We start from the raw sequence: 19,050 nt of genomic DNA on the forward strand, positions 1-19,050 counted from the left end.
TGAGAGGGCCGCGCACCGCCGTGTTCGACCGACCATGATGCCAGACGTGACGACCGGGGATGGAGCCAGCCGGGGTCTGCTGCACCACGTGGAGCTGTGGGTGCCGGACCTGCCCCGTGCGCAGCGTTCCTGGGGGTGGCTGCTGACCCGGCTCGGTGCGACGCCGTACCGGTCCTGGGAGCACGGCCGGTCGTGGCGGTCGGGCGACGTCTACGTCGTCCTCGAGCGGTCCCCGGACCTGGCCGGCGACCGGCACGAGCGCCGCGCGCCCGGGCTCAACCACCTGGCCTTCCACGCCGGGACGCCGGCCGAGCTCGACGCCCTCGTCGCCGAGGCGCCGGCGCACGGGTGGCGGCTGCTGTTCGCCGACCGGCACCCGTTCGCCGGCGGCCCGGACCACCGCGCCGCCTACCTGGAGGACGGCGACGGCTTCGAGGTCGAGCTCGTGGCGACTAGCCCCTGACGGCGGCCAGCACCCGCGCGGCGGCCTCGGCGACCGGGACCTCCGCGCGCTCGCCGGTGGCCCGGTCCCGGACCTCGACGACGCCGTCGGCCAGGCCGCGCCCCACGGTGACGATGGTCGGCATCCCGAGCAGCTCGGCGTCCTTGAACTTCACCCCGGGCGAGACCTTGGGCCGGTCGTCGTAGAGCACCGTCAGCCCGGCGCCCACCAGCGCCCGGGCGAGCTCCTCGGCGGCGGTGAACACGGCGGCGTCCTTGCCGGTGGCCACGACGTGCACGTCGGCCGGGGCGATCTCGCGCGGCCACACGAGCCCGAGCTCGTCGTGGGTGGACTCGGCGATCGCGGCGACGGCGCGGGAGACGCCGATGCCGTAGGACCCCATGGTCACGGTGACGAGCTTGCCGTTCTCGTCGAGCACCTTCAGGTCCAGCGCCTCGGCGTACTTGCGGCCCAGCTGGAAGATGTGTCCCATCTCCACGCCGCGGGCGAGCTCCAGCGGGCCGGAGCCGTCGGGCGCGGGGTCCCCGGGCAGCACCTCGGCGGCCTCGATGACGCCGTCCCAGCCGAAGTCCCGGCCGGCGACCAGGTCGAACACGTGCCTGCCGGGCTGGTTGGCGCCGGTGATCCAGCGGGTGCCGGAGACCACGCGCGGGTCGACCAGGTAGCGGATGCCGGACGCGCTGTCGGCGCCGAGCACCTGCGGGCCGATGTAGCCCTTGACCAGCGCGGGGTGCTGCTCGAACTCGGTGAACGGCTCGACCTCGGCGGGGGCGACCTGGGCCTCCAGCCGCTTGGCGTCGACCTCCCGGTCCCCGGGGACGCCGATGACCAGCGGCTCGCGGGTGCCGTCGGGGTGCACGAGGGTGACGACGACGTTCTTCAGCGTCGACGCGGCCGTGTACCCGGCGTCGGGGAACAGCTGCTGCGCGACCGCGACCAGCGTCTCGATCGTCGGGGTGTCGGGGGTGTCCTCGACGTGCGCCTCGGGGAGCCCGTCGAGCGGGACCTCCTCGGGGACCACCGTCGTCACCGCCTCGACGTTGGCCGCGTACCCGCCGGCGGAGCGGACGAAGGTGTCCTCGCCGATCTCGGTGGGGTGCAGGAACTCCTCGCTGCGGGAGCCGCCCATCGCCCCGGACATCGCCGAGACGATCACGTACTCCAGGCCGAGCCGGTCGAAGATGCGGATGTAGGCGTCGCGGTGGGCGGTGTAGCTCTTGTCCAGCCCGGCGTCGTCGACGTCGAAGGAGTAGCTGTCCTTCATCGTGAACTCGCGGCCGCGGAACAGCCCGGCGCGGGGCCGCGCCTCGTCCCGGTACTTGGTCTGGATCTGGTACAGCGACAGCGGGAGGTCCTTGTACGACGAGTACAGGTCCTTCACCAGGAGCGTGAACATCTCCTCGTGGGTGGGCCCGAGCAGGAAGTCGTTGCCGCGGCGGTCGGTCAGCCGGAACAGGTTGGGCCCGTACTCGGTCCACCGGTTCGTCGCCTCGTAGGGCTCGCGCGGCAGCAGCGCGGGGAAGTGCACCTCCTGGGCACCCATCGCGTCCATCTCCTCGCGGACGACGCGCTCCACGTTGCGGAACACCCGGTAGCCCAGCGGCAGCCAGGTGAAGCCGCCGGGCGCGGCGCGGCGGATGTAGCCGGCGCGCACGAGCAGCCGGTGGCTGGGCACCTCGGCGTCGGCCGGGTCGTCGCGGAGGGTGCGCAGGAACAGGGAGGACATCCGGAGGAGCACGAGGCCGATCCTCCCAGGCGGGCTCCGGCCACCGCCCGCGGGTTTCCGCGGGCGGTGGCCGGGTGGGCCGGTCAGTCGTCGGAGCCGTGCCCGCCGTGGTCGTCGCCCCCGCGGTCCCCGCCCCGGTCGTCGCCCGGCGGGTCGTCGGAGCCGTGGCCCCCGCCCGAGGTGGACGGCCCGGCCGGCGTCGCCGACGGCCCGGCCGGCACCGCCGACGGGGTCGCCCGGGTGCTGGAGTCGTCGAGGACGAAGTACGGCGCCCCGCCGGTGCAGTAGACGTCGACCTCGACCTTCTGCGACCCGCTCTCGAACTCCATCTCCCCCGGGTCCGGCGAGTCGTCGACCGACCAGCCCGCCGCGGGCGCGCCGGCCACCACCGGCGACCCGCTGGAGCAGTCGGCGTAGACGGTGCCCCCCACCGTGACGTACTCCCCAGTGCCGGGGGACGCGGACGGCGGGGCGGTGGCGGAGGTGCCGGCCGACGGGACGGCGGCCGAGGTGCGGGCGGCCGGGGTGGCGGTGCCGGTCGCGGCGGCGAGGGCGGTGCCGGGGGACGCCGAGGCGTCGACGAGGGACACCGCGAGGAACCCGAGCCCGACGGCGACGGCGGCGGACGCGGTCCAGGCGGCCCCGAGGAGGAGTGGTCGTCTCATGGGGCAGACCCTCCGTCCGTCTCGGTCAAGACCGGGTCAAGGTGGCCTCAAGCCTCGGCCAGGACCGCCGGACCCGGCCCCGGGGGACGCTAGCGTCCCGCGACGTGGCCCAGGTACTGGTCGTCGAGGACGACGAGCGCATCCGCACCGCGCTGGTGCGCGCCCTCCGCGAGCGCGGGCACGTCGTGAGCACGGCCGGTCTGGCCCTGGAGGGCCTGCGCCTGGCCGTCGAGCAGCGGCCCGACATCGTCGTCCTGGACCTCGGCCTGCCCGACCTCGACGGCGCCGAGCTGCTGCGGATGCTGCGGGCGGTCTCGACCGTGCCGGTGGTCGTGGCCACCGCCCGGGACGACGACGACGCGGTCGTGCAGGCGCTGGACGCCGGGGCCGACGACTACGTCCGCAAGCCGTTCCGGGCCGACCACCTGGAGGCCCGGATCCGGGCGGTCCTGCGCCGCACGGGCGCGGGGGCGGCCACCCCGCCGTCCCCGCTGGTGGTCGGCGAGCTGGCCGTCGAGCCGCACAGCCGACGGGTCACCTACGGCGGGGCGCCGGTCGAGCTCAGCCCCAAGGAGTTCGACCTGCTGGCCTACCTGGCGGCGCGGCCGGGCACGGTGGTCCCCAAGCGCGAGCTGCTCGCCGAGGTGTGGCGGCTGCCCTACGGCGGCTCGGACCGGACCGTCGACGTCCACCTGTCCTGGCTGCGGCGCAAGCTCGGCGAGTCCGGCGCCGAGCCCCGGCTCCTGCAGACCGTGCGCGGCGTCGGGGTCCGCCTGGCCGATCCCGCACAGCCGTGAGACGGCAGATCACCCTGCTGGTCGCGGCGACGACCTCGGTGGTGCTACTGGCCTTCCTGCTGCCGTCGGCCGCGCTCGTCGCCCGGGTCGCCGCGGCGCGGGCCCTGGACGGCGCGCAGGCGCAGGTGCAGTTCCTGACCCCGTCGGTGGGCCTGTCCGGCCGCGACCAGGTCGCCGAGGACCTGGTGGGCACCGCCGCGGCGCTCGACGTGGCGGTGCGCTGGCCCGACGGCGAGTGGCTCGGCGAGCACCGGGCGGGCGGCCCCGGGGGCGCGGTCACCTCGGCCACCGTCCGCGAGGAGGACGGCGGCACGCGGGTGCTGCAGCCGGTGCGCCGCGGCGACGGCACGGCGGTCATCGAGGTGTTCGTGCCGTCGGAGCTGCTGCGCACCGGGGTGCTGCGGACCTGGCTGGTGCTCGGCGGGCTCGGGGTGGTGCTGCTGGCGCTGGCGCTGCTGGTGGCCGACCGGCTGGCCCGCTCGCTCACCCGCCCGGTCACCGACCTGGCGACGACGGCGCGCCGGCTGTCGGCCGGGGACCTCTCGGCGCGGACCACCCCGGCCGGGCCGGCGGAGGTCCGCGACGTCGGCGAGGCCGTCGACCAGCTGGCCGGCCGGATCGGGGAGCTGCTGCACGCCGAGCGCGAGGCGGCCGCGGACCTCGCCCACCGGCTGCGCACGCCGCTGACCGCGCTGCAGCTGGACGCCGAGGCGCTGCCGCCGGAGCACCGGGCGCGGCTGCTGGACGACGTCGAGGCCCTCGACCGGGCGGTCGACCACGTGATCCGGGAGGCCCGGCGTCCCGTCCGGGAGGGGCTGGCGGCCGGGTGCGACGCCGTGGCGGTCACCGTCGAGCGGGCGCGCTTCTGGTCGGTGCTGGCGGCCGACGAGCAGCGACCGCTGCACGTGCGGCACGCCGACGGTCCCCTGCCGGTCCGCGTCCCCGCGGGGGACCTCGCCGCGGCCCTGGACGCGCTGCTGGGCAACGTCTTCGCGCACACCCCCGACGGCACCGCGATGGGCGTGGACGTGCGGTCGCGCGAGGGTGGTGGCGCGGTCGTGACCGTCCGGGACGAGGGCCCGGGGGTCCCCGACGCGGCCCTGGCGCGCGGGCACAGCGGCGGCGGCTCCACCGGCCTGGGCCTGGACATCGCCCGGCGGACGGCGGAGGCGTCCGGTGGGTCGCTGCGGGTGCGCTCGTCCGCCGCGGGCACCGACGTGGTGCTCGAGCTGGGGCCGCCGGAGGGGCGCTAGCGGTACACCCGCCCGCGCAGGACGGTGAGCGCGGGCCGGGCGAGCACGTCGAGGTCGGCCCGCGGGTCGGCGTCGTAGACGACGAGGTCGGCCGGGGCGCCGTCGACCACGTTGGGCAGCCCCAGCCAGGTGCGCGCCGCCCACGAGCCGGCCGCCAGTGCCGCCTCGGGGGGCAGCCCGGCGGCCGCGAGCGCGCGGATCTCGTCGGCGACCCGGCCGTGGTCGATGCCGCCGCCGGCGTCGGTGCCGGCGAACACCGGCACCCCGGCCTCGTACGCCGCGCGCACGACCGCACCGGAGCCCGCGTACAGCCGGCGCATCGTCGAGGCGTAGGCCGGGAAGCGCTTCTCCCCCGCCTGCGCGAAGCCGGGGAAGTTCTCCACGTTGACCAGCGTGGGGACGACGGCGGTGCCGCGGGCGGACATCTCGCCGACGAGCTCCTCGGTGAGCCCGGTGCCGTGCTCGACGCAGTCGATGCCGGCCCGGATCAGGTCGGGCAGGGCGTCGGTGCCGAAGGTGTGCGCGGTGACCCGGGCGCCCTCCTCGTGGGCGGCGGCGATGGCGGCGGCGACGACGTCGGCCGGCCACTCCGGCGCGAGGTCGCCCACCGAGCGGTCGATCCAGTCGCCGACGAGCTTCACCCAGCCGTCGCCGCGGCGGGCCTGGGCCCGCACCTCGGCGACGAGGTCCTCGGGCTCGAGCTCGATCCCCAGCCCCGGCAGGTAGCGGCGGGTGCGGGCCAGGTGCCGGCCGGCGCGGATGATCCGCGGCAGGTCCGGCTGGTCGTCCAGGGCCCGGGTGTCCACCGGCGAGCCGCAGTCACGCAGCGCCAGCACGCCGGCCGACCGCTCGGCCAGCGCCTGCTCGCGCAGCCCGTCCAGGGTCTCCACGTGCACCCCGCCGCGGCCGATGCCGACGTGGCAGTGCGCGTCGACCAGCCCCGGCAGCACGAAGCCGCCGCGCGACACCGTCTCCGCGCCCGGCACCGGCTCGCTGGTGAGCAGGCCGTCGCGGACCCAGAGGTCCCGGTGCTCGCCCTCGGGGAGGACGACGCCGGACAGGTGCAGCGCGGGCGCGGTCACGGCGGGGTCAGCGCCCGCCGTCCTTGAACTTGTCGAAGTCCAGCTTGGTGAGGTCGGGCATCCCCTGCCCCGGCGGCAGGCTGGGCATCCCCCCGGGCATCCCGCCCGGCAGGCCGCCGAAGGGGTTGCCGCCGGCGGGCAGGCCGGGGGCGCCCATGGGCCGGCGGGCGGGCGCCTTGCCCTTGCCCTTCTTGCCCTTGCCCTTCTTCGCCTGCGCCTGCATCTGCCGGCCGCGGGCCTTCTTGGACATGGGGCCCATGCCGGGCATGCCCATGCTGCCGGCCATCTGGCCCATCATCTTCTGGGCCTGCGCGAACCGCTCCAGCAGCTGGTTGACGTCGGTGACGCTGACGCCGGAGCCGTTGGCGATGCGCACCCGCCGCGAGGCGTTGATGATCTTGGAGTTGACCCGCTCCTCCGGCGTCATCGAGCGGATGATCGCCGCGGTCCGGTCCAGGTCGCGGTCGTCGACCTGCTTGAGCTGCTCCTTCATCGCCCCGGCGCCGGGCAGCATGCCCAGCAGGTTGGCGATCGGCCCCATCTTGCGGATGGCGAGCATCTGCTCGAGGAAGTCCTCGAGCGTGAAGCCCTCGCGGGAGGCGAGCTTGCCGGCCATCCGCTCGGCCTGGTCGGCGTCGAACGCCTGCTCGGCCTGCTCGATGAGGGTGAGGACGTCGCCCATGCCGAGGATGCGCGAGGCCATCCGCTCGGGGTGGAAGACGTCGAAGTCGGTGAGCTTCTCGCCGGTCGAGGCGAACATGATCGGCTGGCCGGTCACGTAGCGGACCGACAGCGCCGCACCACCGCGGGCGTCGCCGTCGAGCTTGGTCAGCACGACGCCGGTGAAGCCGACGCCGTCGCGGAACGCCTCGGCGGTGGTCACCGCGTCCTGGCCGATCATCGCGTCGACGACGAAGAGGGTCTCGTCGGGCTGGACGACGTCCCGGATGCCGGCGGCCTGGGCCATCAGCTCCGCGTCGATGCCGAGGCGGCCGGCGGTGTCGACCACCACGACGTCGTGCATCGTGCGGCGGGCGTGCTCGATCGAGTCCGCGGCGACCCGGATCGGGTCGCCGACGCCGTTGCCCGGCTCCGGCGCGTAGACGTCGACGCCCGCCTGGCCGGCGACGATCGACAGCTGGTTGACGGCGTTCGGGCGCTGCAGGTCGGCGGCGACGAGCAGCGGCGTGTGCCCCTGGCTCTTCAGCCACCGGCCGAGCTTGCCCGCCAGCGTCGTCTTACCGGCACCCTGCAGGCCGGCGAGCATGATGACCGTCGGCGAGGTCTTGGCGTAGCGCAGCCGCCGGGTCTCCCCGCCGAGGACCTGGATCAGCTCCTCGTTGACGATCTTGATGACCTGCTGCGCCGGGTTCAGCGCCTGCGACACCTCGGCGCCGCGCGCCCGCTCCTTGACGGCGGCGATGAAGGCCCGCACCACCGGCAGCGCGACGTCGGCCTCGAGCAGCGCGATGCGGATCTCGCGGGCGGTGGCGTCGACGTCGGCGTCGGTCAGCCGGCCCTTGCCGCGCAGGCCGGTGAAGACCTTGTCCAGGCGGTCGGAGAGGGTCTCGAACACAAGCCGTCCTCGGGGGAGAGTTCCGGGCGCGGTCCGGCCGCGCCTTTACCTCAGCGTACGGGCCGACCCGACCCGCCCGGCCCCGCTGCAGGGCCCGCCGCTCAGGCGGCCCGGCGGACGGCGACCGCGACGGCCGCCGGGACCGGGACCGGGCCGGTCAGCAGCGCGGCACCGCAGTCGGCGCAGGCCCACTCGGGGCACTCCCCGCCGTCCTCGCCGTGCCCCTCGGCGCACGGCGGCTGGACGAACACCCGGACGTCGCCGCACTCGGGGCAGGGCCAGTCGCGCACGTCGGACACGTCGTACTCCTCTCGACACCAGACGGGACCGTTCCGTCCCGATCCGAGGAGAGCACGCGCCACCGACAGGACCGCGGACCTCAGCCCGGCGTGTCCCCGCTCCCCCGGCCGCCGGCGACGGGGCCGGGTACGCCTCGCGCGGCACCGGCCAGCGCGGCCTCCACCCGCGCCCGCTGCGCGGCGTCGATCGGCTCCCGGGTGGAGTTGCACACGTAGAAGTGGTCCGCGGCGTCGCCCCCCAGCGTCTCCACCCGCGCCGAGGTCACGTCCAGGCCCTCCCCCGCCAGCGCCGCGGTCAGCCGGTACAGCAGCCCGGCCCGGTCCCCGGCCCGCACCTCGACGATGCTGTTCTGCTCCCCGCTGGCCTCCGCGTCGTGCCAGGAGATCCGCGGGGGCGCCGCCGGCCCGCCGTCCTGGCGGTAGTCGGCCTCGCGCTGCCGCAGCCGCTCGGCCAGCGGCAGGGTCCCCTCCAGGGCCGCCCGCACCGCGTCGGCGAGGATCGCCGCCACCGGTGCCCGGCCGAACCGGGGACGGACGGCGAACACCGCCGTCGCCCGGCCGCCGGCGACGTTGACCTTGGCGGCACGGACGTCGAGCTGGTTGAGCGCCATGACACCGGCCAGCACGCTGAACAACCCGGGCCGGTCGGGCGCCCCGACGGTGATCTGCTGCCCGTCGGCGACGTCCTCGATGCCGATCGTCACCGCGTCCACGGCGGCCCCCGTGTCCGACGTCGGCGCCGTCACCTGGGGCGGGGTGGGGCTCAGCACCGGCTCGGAGTCGGGCACGGTGCTGGCGCCCATGTACGCCCGCACCCGGGCCACGAGCGCCGCCACGAGGTGCGCCTTCCACGGCGACCAGGCCGAGGCGCTGGTGGCCGCGCCGTCGGCCTGCGCGAGGGCGTGCAGGAGGTGGAGCAGCGCCGGGTCGCCGCCGAGGGTCTGGGCGACCCGCTCGACGGTGGCCGGGTCGTCGATGTCGCGGCGGACGGCCGTGTCGGGGAGCAGCAGGTGGTGGCGGACCATCGCGGCCAGCGTGGCGACGTCGGCCGGCGCGAACCCCATGCGGGTGGCGACCGCGGCCGCGACGGGCTCGCCGACGACGCTGTGGTCGCCGGGCCAGCCCTTCCCGATGTCGTGCAGCAGCGCCCCGACCAGCAGCAGGTCGGGCCGGTCGACGTCGCGGGTCAGCTCGGCGGCGGCGGCCGCCGCCTCGACCAGGTGGCGGTCGACGGTGAACCGGTGCCAGGGGTGGCGCTGCGGCAGCGACCGGACGCGGTCCCACTCGGGGAGCAGGCGGGCCAGCAACCCCTCCTGGTCCAGCTGCTCGAGCACCGGCACGGCGCTGCGGCCGCCGGCCAGCAGCCGCAGGAACGACCAGCGGACCTCCGCCGGCCACGGCTCGGGCAGCGGCGGCCCGTGCGCGGCCAGCACCTTGAGCGTGTACGGCGACAGCCGCAGGCCCGCGCGCGCGGCGGCCGCCGCCCCGCGCAGCAGGAGCCCCGGGTCGGCCGCGGGCCGCGCGTCGCGGGCCAGCACCACCTCGTCGCCCTGCCGGACGACGCCCTCGGCGAGCGGTTCCCGGGGCACCTGGCGGGCGCGGGCCCGGGGACGGCGGACCTGCGCCGCCTCCACCCGCCGCCACGTCTCGTCGGCGACGAAGGCCAGCCGGCGCCCGGCGAGGCTGACCTGCCGCAGCAGCACGTCCTCGTCGGCGAGCCCCAGCGCCGCGGCCACCGGCCGCTGCTCCTGGCGCACCAGCACGTCGGAGGGGCGGCCCGAGCGGCGGCGCAGCTCGTCGCGGACGTCGAGCAGGAAGGCGTAGGCCTCCTCGGCCTCCCGGGAGGGTTCGTCGGCGAGCTGGGCGGCGGCGACCGCGCGCAGCACCTGCCCCTCGCGCAGCCCGCCGTAGGCCTCCTTCAGGTCGGGTTCGAGGAGGAACGCGAGCTCGCCCGCCTTCCGGGCCCGCTCGCGGCGCAGGTCGCGCAGCTGCGGCAGCAGCCGGGAGGCGGACTGGCGCCAGCTGGCGCGGGTCGCGGTGCGCAGGCGGGCGGCGAGGTCGGCGTCACCGGCGACGAGGCGGGCGTCGAGCAGGCCCAGACCGGCCCGCACGTCGCTCGAGGCGACGGCGACGGCCTGGGCGACGGTGCGCACGGAGTGGTCCAGCCGCAGCCCGGCGTCCCACACCGGGTACCAGACGGCCTCGGCGAGGGCGGCGATCTCCGGGCGGCCGTCGTGCACCAGGACCAGGTCCAGGTCGGCGTGCGGCGGGGGCTCCCGGCGGCCGAGGCTGCCGACGGCGACCAGCGCGAGGCCGTCGGTCCCGGCGCGGGGTGGGGCCGCGCCGCGCCGGGCGGCGGGCGGCGGCGTGCCCTCGACCGCGGCGGCCAGCAGCGCGGCCAGCCAGGCGTCGAGGGCCCGCACCCGCTCCGGCCGGCTCAGCGCGGGCAGCGACTCGGTGTCCAGCACGAACTCCCCATCGCCGTCGGGTCCGGCGCCTGCGCGGCACCGGGAGGAGACGCCGGCCGGGGCGGCGGGTCGCCCCGCCGCACCGGCCGGCCGGTGAGCGGCCGGGGTCCGCTCAGAGCGCGTCGGCGCCGCGCTCGCCGGTCCGGACCCGCACGACCTCGTCGATCGTGGTGACCCAGACCTTGCCGTCGCCGATCTGGCCGGTGGTCGCCGACTCGACGATGGCGTCGACGACGCGGGCGGCGTCGTGCTCGCCGACGACGATCTCGATGCGGACCTTGGGGACGAAGTCCACCTGGTACTCCGCCCCGCGGTAGACCTCGGTGTGGCCCCGCTGGCGGCCGAAGCCCTGGACCTCGCTCACGGTCAGCCCCGCGATGCCGATCAGCTCGAGGGCGTTCTTGACGTCGTCGAGCTTGAACGGCTTGACGATGGCGGTGACGAGCTTCACGCCCGGCTCCCTTCGATGTCGCGGGCCACGCCCTGGGACGGAGAACCCGGCCCGGAGGCGGCCCGGGTCTGCTCACGCAGTGTGCTGCCGCCGCCGCTGCCGAGGGAGTCGAGGTCGTAGCCGGTCTCGGCGTGGACCGCCGTGTCGATGCCGGCCACCTCCTCCTCCTCGCTGATGCGGAAGCCCGTGACCGCCTTGACGAGCATGCCGATCAGGTAGGCGAGCACGAACGAGAAGACCAGCACGGCGAGGGCGCCCACGGCCTGCCGCCACAGCTGGTCGACCCCGCCACCGTAGAAGAGGCCGTCGACGCCGTCGGGGTGCACCGAGGTGGTGGCCGGCGCGCTCGACGTCGCGAACAGGCCGACGGCGAGGGTCCCCCACAGGCCGCCGACCAGGTGGACCCCGACGACGTCGAGCGAGTCGTCGTAGCCCAGCCGGTACTTGAGGCTCACGGCCAGGGCGCAGAGCACACCGGCGATCGCGCCCACGACGAGCGAGCCGACCGGGGACAGCGCGGAGCAGGCGGGCGTGATGGCGACGAGGCCGGCGACCGTGCCGGAGGCCGCGCCCAGCGACGTGGCGTGCCCGTCGCGCAGCTTCTCGGTGACCAGCCAGCCGAGGACGGCGGCGCCGGTGGCGGCCAGGGTGTTGACCCAGACGACCGCGGCGGTGTTGTTGGCGCCCAGCGCCGAGCCGGCGTTGAAGCCGAACCACCCGAACCACAGCAGGCCGGCGCCGAGCATGACCAGCGGCAGGTTGTGCGGCCGCATCGGGTCGCGGCCGAACCCGCGGCGCTTGCCCAGCAGCAGCGCCAGGGCCAGGGCGGCGGCGCCGGCGTTGATGTGCACGGCGGTGCCGCCGGCGAAGTCGACGGCGGCCAGCTGGTTGGCGATCCACCCGCCGGTGTGGGTGACCGTGCCGTCCTCGTCGGTCGCCGTGAAGTCGAAGACCCAGTGCGCGACCGGGAAGTAGACGACGGTCACCCAGAGGCCGGCGAACAGCATCCACGCGCCGAAGCGGGCGCGGTCGGCGATGGCGCCGGAGATCAGCGCGACGGTGATGATCGCGAAGACCGCCTGGAAGCCGACGAAGGCCATGGCCGGGAGCGCGGTGTCGGCGTCGGCCATGAGGCCCTCCAGCCCGAGGAACTCGGTGGGGTCCCCCAGCAGGCCCCCGCCGACGTCGTCGCCGAAGGCGATCGAGTAGCCGAAGAGGACCCACAGCACGGTGACCAGGGCCATCGCGCCGAAGCTCATCATCATCATGTTGAGCACGCTCTTGGCGCGGACCATGCCGCCGTAGAAGAGCGCCAGGCCCGGGGTCATCAGCAGCACGAGCGACGCGCTGGTGAGGATCCAGGCGGTGTTGCCGGTGTCCAGCACGGCAACCTCCTGTCGGGAGTGGGCGGCCGGGGCCGCGGACCCGCGTGGGCGGGACAGGTCGGGCACCGGGGGCGGGCGCTCCCGGCGGGGGTGACCGGCACCCCCGTCGGGGAGGGGGGACCGCGGCGCCCACCGTGCCGCGCTCCTGTTTCCGACGGCGGCGCGCGACTGTTTCGCGCCGGTGAACTCCGGCCCGCGTGTCCGTCGCCGGTGTTTCCCCGCTGTTGCACGGGGCCGGCCGCCGGCGGGCGGGACCTCGTGCGACGCCTTCGCAGGTGCGAGCGATGTGCAATAAGCTGCCCGCCGGAGCCGGCCCGGCTCTCCCCGACCCCGCGGAGGCAGCGTGCACGTCCCGGACGGCTTCCTCGACGCCCCGACCTCGGTCGCCACCGGCGTGCTCGCCGCGGGCACCGTCGCCCTGGCGCTGCGCGGCTCCCGCCGCGAGCTCGACGAGCGCACCGCTCCCCTGGCCGGGCTCACCGCGGCCTTCGTCTTCGCCGTGCAGATGATGAACTTCCCGGTCGGCGCCGGCACGAGCGGTCACCTCATCGGCGGCGCGCTGACGGCGGTGCTCGTGGGGCCGTGGACGGCGGTGCTGTGCATGACGGTCGTCCTCGTCGTCCAGGCGGTCCTGTTCGCCGACGGCGGGCTGACCGCGCTGGGCACCAACGTGACGCTGATGGGGCTGGTGGCCGTCGCGCTCGGCTACGGCGTCACGCGGCTGGTCGTCCGGCTGCTGCCGCGCACCCGCACCGGCGTGCTCGTCGGCGCCGCCGTCGGCGCGTTCGTCTCGGTGCCGGCCGCCGCGATGGCGTTCGTCGGCCTGTTCGCCGTCGGCGGGGTCGCCGACGTCTCCCTCGGCGCGGTCGCCGCGACGATGGGCGGCATCCACCTGCTCATCGGCCTCGGCGAGGCCGCCATCACCGCCGCCGTGCTCAGCGCGGTCCTGGCCGTCCGCCCGGACCTGGTGCACGGGGCGGCCCACCTGCGCCGCCCGGCCGACCTGGCGCCGCGGCCGCTGACCGCCCCGGCCGCCGGGGGCGTGCGGTGAGCCGCCGCAACCGCACGTTCCTGCTCGTCGGTCTGCTGGTCGCGCTGCTGATCGCCGGCGTCGGCAGCTACTACGCCTCCTCCTCCCCCGACGGCCTGGAGAAGTCGGCCGAGCAGGAGGGCTTCGGCTCCACCGCCGAGGACAGCGCCACCGCCGACTCCCCGCTCGCCGACTACGCGGTCAGCGGCGTCGACGACGGGCGGCTGTCCGGCGGCCTGGCCGGCGTCATCGGGGTCGCGGTGACCCTCGTGCTCGCCGGCGGGCTGACGCTCGCCCTGCGCCGGCGCCGCGCCGGGGACACCGTGGCCGGGGACGCCGTGGCCGGGGACGCCGAGGCCGGGGACGCCGGCGGCGAGCCCGCCCCCGCCGACCGGGTGGGCTGAGTGGGGGCCGGGCACGGCGGGGCCCTCGGCGCCGCCTACGTCCCGGGCACCAGCGTCGTCCACCGGCTGCCGCCGCACGTCAAGCTCGTCGCGGTCCTCGCGTTCGCCCTCGTGGTGGTCGCCACCCCGGTGCACGCCGGCTGGGCGTGGGCGGCCTACGGCGGGTTCCTGCTGCTGGTCCTGGCCGTGGCCGCGGCCGCGCGGGTGCCCGCCCGCCGGCTCGTGCGCGGCCTGGCGGTGGAGCTGCCGTTCGTGGTCTTCGCGCTGCTGCTGCCGGTCGTCTCCCGGGGCCCGCGCGTCGAGGTGGCCGGGCTGTCGCTGTCGGAGAGCGGCCTCGCCGCCGGCGGCGGGCTGCTGGCGAAGGCCACCCTGTCGGTGCTCGCCGCGACGGTGCTGGCCGCCACGACCGACGCGCGCGACCTGCTGCGCGGCCTGGAGCGGCTGCGGCTGCCCGCGGCGCTGGTGCAGATCCTGTCCTTCATGATCCGCTACGCCGACGTGGTGACCGGCGAGCTGCGCCGGATGCGGGTCGCCCGCGAGTCGCGCGGCTTCCGCCCCCGCCACCTGGGCGCGCTGCGGGTGCTCGGCCCCGCGGCGGCGTCGCTGTTCGTCCGCTCCTACGAGCGCGGCGAGCGGGTCCACCTGGCCATGCTGTCGCGCGGCTACACCGGCCGGCTCGTCGGCGCCCCGGCCGCCGCGGTCGCCCCGCGGCAGTGGGTCCTCGGCCTGAGCCTGCCCCTGGCCGCCGCCGCCGTGCTCGGGGCGGGGATGCTGGTCGGGTGACCGCGCCCAGCCTGCTCGTCGAGGACGTGGCCTTCGCCTACCCCGACGGGCACCAGGCGCTGTACGGCGTCGACCTGCGCATCGACCCCGGCGAGCGGGTCGCGCTGCTCGGCCCCAACGGGGCGGGCAAGACGACGCTCGTGCTGCACCTCAACGGCGTCCTGGCCGGCGGCCGCGGCCGGGTCACCGTCGCCGGCCTGCCGGTGGAGCGGCGCACGCTGCAGGAGGTGCGCCGCCGCGTCGGCATCGTCTTCCAGGACCCCGACGACCAGCTCTTCATGCCCACCGTGGGCGAGGACGTCGCGTTCGGCCCGCGCAACCTGGGCCTGCCCGAAGGCGAGGTCACCGCCCGGGTCGCCGCCGCGCTGGAGCAGGTCGGCATGGCGGGGGTCGCCGACCGGCCGCCGCACCACCTGTCGTTCGGTCAGCGCCGCCGCGTCGCCGTCGCCACGGTGCTGTCCATGCACCCGGAGGTGCTGGTCCTCGACGAGCCGTCGTCCAACCTCGACCCGGCGGGCCGGCGCGAGCTGGCGGAGGTCCTGCAGGCCCTGCCGGTGACGATGCTGATGGTCACCCACGACCTGCCCTACGCCCTGCAGCTGTGCCCGCGCTCGGTCGTGCTCGACGGCGGCGTGGTCGTGGCCGACGGGCCGACCCGCGAGCTGCTCGCCGACGCCGACCTGCTGGCCCGCCACCGCCTCGAGCTGCCCTACGGCTTCGACCCGACCCGCGTGCCGTAGCGGGGTTGCTCGGCGCGACGGCCCCGTTGCAGGGGCCCGCCGCGAGCTCGCGAGTGGTGGGGGGCAACGGGGTCCTTCTTCACTCCCCGCCGACGAGGGCCTCGGCGAAGGCCTCGGGCTCGAAGGGCGCCAGGTCGTCGGCGCCCTCCCCCAGGCCGACCAGCTTCACCGGGATGCCGAGCTCGCGCTGCACCGAGACGACGATGCCGCCCTTGGCGGTGCCGTCGAGCTTGGTGAGGACGACGCCGGTGACCTCCACCGCCTCGGTGAACACCCGCGCCTGCACGACGCCGTTCTGGCCGGTGGTCGCGTCCAGCACCAGCAGCACCTCAGTGACCGGCGACTGCTTCTCCACCACCCGCTTGATCTTGCCCAGCTCGTCCATGAGGCCGGACTTCGTGTGCAGCCGCCCGGCGGTGTCGACGACGACCGTGTCGATCTCGGCCTCGACACCGGTGCGCACCGCCTCGAACGCCACCGACGCGGGGTCGGCGCCCTCCCGGCCGCGGACGGTCAGCACCCCCACCCGCTCGCCCCACGTCTCCAGCTGGTCGGCGGCGGCGGCGCGGAAGGTGTCGGCGGCGCCGAGGACGACGCTGCGGCCGTCGCCGACGAGCACGCGGGCGATCTTGCCGACCGTCGTCGTCTTGCCGGCGCCGTTGACCCCGACCACGAGGACCACACCCGGGCGCCCCTCGTGCCGCTGCACGCCCAGCGACCGGTCGAGGTCCGGCCCCAGGACGGCGGTCAGCTCGCGGACCAGCAGCGCCCGCAGGTCAGCGCCGGACGCGGTGGCCAGCACCATCGACTGGGTGCGCAGCCGGTCGACGATCTGGGTGGTGGCCGCGACCCCGACGTCGGCGGCCAGCAGGGTCTCCTCGACCTCCTCCCAGTCGTCCTCGGTCAGCTTCTCCCGGGCGAGGACGGTGAGCAGGCCGCGGCCCAGCGACGACTGCGAGCGGGCCAGCCGCGCGCGCAGCCGCACCAGCCGGCCGGCCGAGGGCGGCGGCGTCTCGAAGACCAGCCCCGGCTCGGGCTCGGCCGGCGGCAGCTCGACCGGCACGTCGGGCCGGGTCTCCTCCGCGGCCGTCGTCCCCTGCCCGCTGGCGGTGGCGCCGGCCGGGGCGGCGGGCTCGGTCGGCGGCGCCTGGGGCGGGCGCGGCCGGGTGAGCGTGGTGCCCGCCGCGGCGTCGTCGTCCAGGCGCGTCGTCCGGCGGCCACGGCTCACCAGCAGGCTCGCGCCCACCAGCAGGGCGACGACGAGGATCGCGACCGCGATCAGCACGAACTCCATGTGCCCAGTCTCCCAGGAGACCCCGGGGCCGCACCGGGGGGAATGCCAGCTCCGGGTGGGACCCTGGCCGGCATGCCGCTGCCCGCACGGACCACCCCGGCCCTCCTCCTCGGCCCGCTGCTGCGGCACGTCGACCCCGTCTCGGCGACCGTGTGGGTCGAGACCGACCGCGCCTGCGAGGTGTCGGTGCTGGGCCGGCGCGCGCGCACCTTCCGCGTCGGCGGCCACCACTACGCGCTCGTCCTCGTCGAGGGCCTCGAGCCGGGCAGCACCACCCCCTACGAGGTGCACCTGGACGGCGGACGGGTCTGGCCGGACGCGGCGTCGCCCTTCCCGCCCAGCCGCATCCGCACCCCCGGGCGGCCGGGCCCCTTCACGATCGCCTTCGGCTCCTGCCGGTACGCCACGCCCAGCACCGTGGCGCTGTCGGAGGGCATCCCGCCCGACGCCCTGGACGTCTACGGCTCCCGGGTGGCCGCGCTGCCCGAGGACCGCTGGCCCGACGCGCTGGTGCTGCTCGGCGACCAGGTCTACGCCGACGAGCTGACCGCGGCCACGCGCGAGTGGCTGGGCCTGCGCCGCGGCGAGCCGGTGCCCGAGGACGCGCAGGTCGCCGACTTCGAGGAGTACACCCGGCTGTACGCCGAGTCCTGGTCGGACCCGCAGGTGCGCTGGCTGCTGTCGACGATCCCCTCGTCGATGGTCTTCGACGACCACGAGATGATCGACGACTGGAACACCTCGGCGGCCTGGCGTCGCGAGGTGACGGGCACCGGCTGGTGGGCCGACCGCATCTCCGGTGGCCTGGTCAGCTACTGGGTCTACCAGCACCTGGGCAACCTCAGCCCGCAGGAGCTCGCCGGGAACGCGGTGTGGCAGGCGATGCAGGCCCGCGCCGACGGCGACGACGACGCCGAGCCGCTGCTGCGGGAGCTGGCCGTCGCCGCCGACGGCGACCCGCGCTCGATCCGGTGGAGCTACGTGCGGCACTGGGGCGACGTGCGGCTGGTCATGGTCGACAGCCGCGCCGGCCGGGTGCTCGACGAGCAGGCCCGGCGGATGCTCGACGACGACGAGTTCGACTGGGTCGAGGCGGCGATGCGGCAGGCGGTCGCCGACGGCGTGGAGCACGTCGTCGTCGGCACCTCGCTGCCCTGGCTGCTGCCCCACGCGATCCACGAGGTCGAGCGGTGGAACGAGACCCTCAACGTGCGGCACGAGGGCCGGTGGCGCGGCCGCCTGGCCGAGCGGCTCCGGCAGGCCGCGGACCTGGAGCACTGGGCCGCCTTCGGCGCCTCCTTCGAGCGGCTGGGCCGGGCGGTCACGTCCCTGGCGCGCGGCGAGGCCGGGCGGGCGCCGGCGACCGTCCTGGTCCTGTCCGGCGACGTCCACCACGCCTACGCCGCGGAGCTGACCGAGCCGGGCGGGCTCACCTCCCGGGTGCACCAGCTGACCGTCTCGCCGCTGCACAACCAGGCGCCGCACCCGATCAAGGTCGGCTTCCGGATCGGCTGGAGCGGCTGGGCCCGCCGCCTGATGACGGGCCTGGCGCGCCTCAGCCGCGTCGCGCCCTCGCCGCTGGACTGGACGAAGGCCGCCGGCCCGTTCTTCGGCAACCAGGTGGGCGAGCTGGTCCTCGACGGGCGCAGCGCCCGCTTCCGGTTGCTCGTGGCCGACGAGGAGACCCGCGCCACCGAGGAGCTGCGCGAGGTGCTGGACCTGCCGCTGACCGACACCGTCGCGGCGCAGGTGCAGGCGTGAGCGCGCGGGGGTGAGCGCGCGGGGCCGGGGGTGCGAGGCTGACGGGGTGACCGCCGCCGACCGCCGTCCGGCCCCCGGACCGGACCAGCCGCCGATCCCCGTCCGCCTCGTCACCTTCAACACCCACCACGGGGTGGGCACCGACGACCGGCACGACCTGGCACGCCTGGCGACCGTCCTCGCCGCCGCCGACGCCGACCTGATCTGCCTGCAGGAGGTCGACCGCCGCTTCGGCCCGCGCAGCGAGGACGTGGACCAGGCGCTGCTGCTGTCCCGCGCGCTGGACATGCAGCTGGCCTGGGGTCCGGCCATCGACGAGCCGCGCACCGCCGACGGCGAGCGACGCCAGTACGGCAACGCGCTGCTGTCCCGGCTGCCGGTGCTCGTCAGCGACGTCCACCCGCTGCCGGGGACCGGTGAGCCCCGCAGCGCCCTCCAGACGATGGTCGAGCTCGACGGCGGCGCGCTGTGGGTCACCGCGACCCACCTCATGACGACGTCGGCGGCCGAGCGCGCCGAGCAGGTGGCGGCGCTGGCCGGGCTGCACACCGGGGCGATGGAGACCGGCGTCCTGGTCGGGGACTTCAACGCCGCCCCCGACTTCCCCGAGCTGGCGCCGCTGCGCGAGCGGTTCACCGACGCCTGGGACCTGGCCTCCGCCACCGAGGACCGGGCGGGCTGGCGGTTCTGGCACAGCGGTCAGGGCCTCACCCACCCGGCCGGGGCGCCGCGGCGGCGGATCGACCAGGTGTGGGTCTCCGGCGGGATCGGCGTCGCGTCGGCGCAGGTCCTCGACGGCGAGGGGGCGTCGGACCACCTGCCCGTCGTCGTCGACCTCCTGGTCCCCTCCGGCGTCTGAGGCATGGGAAGCCA

The 19,050-nt window shown here is 76.3% G+C and carries 18 protein-coding genes; 9 read left to right on the plus strand and 9 right to left on the minus strand.

All coding sequences use genetic code 11. The features are described 5' to 3' along the window. The first annotated feature begins 46 nt into the window (after positions 1-46). Complete coding sequence (locus tag ACI781_RS13990; protein WP_456566717.1) at positions 47-463, plus strand: VOC family protein; 417 nt, start codon at positions 47-49, stop codon at positions 461-463. Here the strand turns inward: ACI781_RS13990 and ACI781_RS13995 are convergent. Next, positions 453-2,201 (minus strand): proline--tRNA ligase, encoded by a 1,749-nt coding sequence (locus ACI781_RS13995; protein ID WP_456566718.1) that lies wholly within the window; start codon positions 2,199-2,201, stop codon positions 453-455. The genes ACI781_RS13990 and ACI781_RS13995 overlap by 11 nt on opposite strands. Before the next feature lie 71 nt (positions 2,202-2,272). Next, positions 2,273-2,854 carry a hypothetical protein gene (locus ACI781_RS14000; protein WP_456566719.1) on the minus strand — a complete coding sequence of 194 codons (582 nt, stop codon included), beginning with the start codon at positions 2,852-2,854 and terminating at the stop codon, positions 2,273-2,275. A 104-nt stretch (positions 2,855-2,958) separates the two neighbouring features. On the opposite strand from ACI781_RS14000, the gene ACI781_RS14005 reads away from it, so the two are divergent. Further along, the gene (locus ACI781_RS14005; RefSeq protein WP_456566720.1) at positions 2,959-3,651 is read left to right on the plus strand and encodes a response regulator transcription factor; all 693 of its coding nucleotides are present in this window, start codon (positions 2,959-2,961) and stop codon (positions 3,649-3,651) included. After that, on the plus strand, positions 3,648-4,904 hold the full coding sequence (locus tag ACI781_RS14010; protein ID WP_456566721.1) for a sensor histidine kinase: 1,257 nt from the start codon (positions 3,648-3,650) through the stop codon (positions 4,902-4,904). Before ACI781_RS14005 ends, ACI781_RS14010 begins: the two co-directional genes overlap by 4 nt. Here ACI781_RS14010 and ACI781_RS14015 read toward each other — a convergent pair. The 6 genes from ACI781_RS14015 to ACI781_RS14040 form a co-directional block, all read right to left on the minus strand. Next, positions 4,901-5,986 carry an amidohydrolase family protein gene (locus ACI781_RS14015; protein ID WP_456566722.1) on the minus strand — a complete coding sequence of 362 codons (1,086 nt, stop codon included), beginning with the start codon at positions 5,984-5,986 and terminating at the stop codon, positions 4,901-4,903. The two genes, ACI781_RS14010 and ACI781_RS14015, sit on opposite strands and share 4 nt — an antisense overlap. A gap of 7 nt (positions 5,987-5,993) precedes the next feature. Further along, complete coding sequence (gene ffh, locus ACI781_RS14020; protein WP_456566723.1) at positions 5,994-7,562, minus strand: signal recognition particle protein; 1,569 nt, start codon at positions 7,560-7,562, stop codon at positions 5,994-5,996. A 101-nt stretch (positions 7,563-7,663) separates the two neighbouring features. Beyond that, a complete protein-coding gene (locus ACI781_RS14025; RefSeq protein ID WP_456566724.1) occupies positions 7,664-7,861 on the minus strand; it encodes a hypothetical protein in 198 nt (65 codons plus the stop codon). An 80-nt stretch (positions 7,862-7,941) separates the two neighbouring features. Beyond that, complete coding sequence (locus tag ACI781_RS14030) at positions 7,942-10,329, minus strand: [protein-PII] uridylyltransferase (RefSeq protein ID WP_456566725.1); 2,388 nt, start codon at positions 10,327-10,329, stop codon at positions 7,942-7,944. Positions 10,330-10,441: 112 nt separating this feature from the next. Beyond that, positions 10,442-10,780, minus strand: coding sequence for a P-II family nitrogen regulator (locus tag ACI781_RS14035; RefSeq protein WP_456566726.1), 339 nt, complete (start codon positions 10,778-10,780; stop codon positions 10,442-10,444). Then, entirely contained in the window at positions 10,777-12,165 is a 1,389-nt protein-coding gene (locus ACI781_RS14040; protein ID WP_456566727.1) for an ammonium transporter, read from the minus strand. Before ACI781_RS14040 ends, ACI781_RS14035 begins: the two co-directional genes overlap by 4 nt. A 343-nt stretch (positions 12,166-12,508) precedes the next feature. Here ACI781_RS14040 and ACI781_RS14045 point away from each other — a divergent pair, with 343 nt between their 5' ends. From ACI781_RS14045 to ACI781_RS14060, 4 genes are read left to right on the plus strand one after another with little or no spacing between them, the layout of a single operon-like run. Next, entirely contained in the window at positions 12,509-13,216 is a 708-nt protein-coding gene (locus ACI781_RS14045) for an energy-coupling factor ABC transporter permease (RefSeq protein WP_456566728.1), read from the plus strand. Then, complete coding sequence (locus ACI781_RS14050; RefSeq protein WP_456566729.1) at positions 13,213-13,599, plus strand: PDGLE domain-containing protein; 387 nt, start codon at positions 13,213-13,215, stop codon at positions 13,597-13,599. Before ACI781_RS14045 ends, ACI781_RS14050 begins: the two co-directional genes overlap by 4 nt. Next, positions 13,600-14,382: a cobalt ECF transporter T component CbiQ gene (gene cbiQ, locus ACI781_RS14055; RefSeq protein ID WP_456566730.1), complete on the plus strand. Its 783-nt coding sequence runs from the start codon at positions 13,600-13,602 to the stop codon at positions 14,380-14,382. Continuing rightward, a complete protein-coding gene (locus ACI781_RS14060; protein WP_456566731.1) occupies positions 14,379-15,122 on the plus strand; it encodes an energy-coupling factor ABC transporter ATP-binding protein in 744 nt (247 codons plus the stop codon). Before cbiQ ends, ACI781_RS14060 begins: the two co-directional genes overlap by 4 nt. 79 nt (positions 15,123-15,201) lie before the next feature. Here ACI781_RS14060 and ftsY read toward each other — a convergent pair whose 3' ends face one another. Further along, positions 15,202-16,416 carry a signal recognition particle-docking protein FtsY gene (gene ftsY / locus ACI781_RS14065; RefSeq protein ID WP_456566732.1) on the minus strand — a complete coding sequence of 405 codons (1,215 nt, stop codon included), beginning with the start codon at positions 16,414-16,416 and terminating at the stop codon, positions 15,202-15,204. Between the two features lie 72 nt (positions 16,417-16,488). On the opposite strand from ftsY, the gene ACI781_RS14070 reads away from it, so the two are divergent. Next, on the plus strand, positions 16,489-18,177 hold the full coding sequence (locus ACI781_RS14070; protein WP_456566733.1) for an alkaline phosphatase D family protein: 1,689 nt from the start codon (positions 16,489-16,491) through the stop codon (positions 18,175-18,177). Positions 18,178-18,223: 46 nt separating this feature from the next. After that, positions 18,224-19,036 carry an endonuclease/exonuclease/phosphatase family protein gene (locus tag ACI781_RS14075; RefSeq protein ID WP_456566734.1) on the plus strand — a complete coding sequence of 271 codons (813 nt, stop codon included), beginning with the start codon at positions 18,224-18,226 and terminating at the stop codon, positions 19,034-19,036. Positions 19,037-19,050: the final 14 nt, after the last annotated feature.

The sequence above is a fragment of the Blastococcus sp. SYSU D00695 genome, assembly GCF_054050555.1.

Excerpts from the sequence above, each read along its gene's own strand:
- ACI781_RS14000 (WP_456566719.1), bottom strand. The coding sequence starts at position 2,854 with ATGAGACGACCACTCCTCCTCGGGGCCGCCTGGACCGCGTCCGCCGCC.
- ftsY (WP_456566732.1), bottom strand. The coding sequence starts at position 16,416 with ATGGAGTTCGTGCTGATCGCGGTCGCGATCCTCGTCGTCGCCCTGCTG.
- ACI781_RS14070 (WP_456566733.1), top strand. The coding sequence starts at position 16,489 with ATGCCGCTGCCCGCACGGACCACCCCGGCCCTCCTCCTCGGCCCGCTG.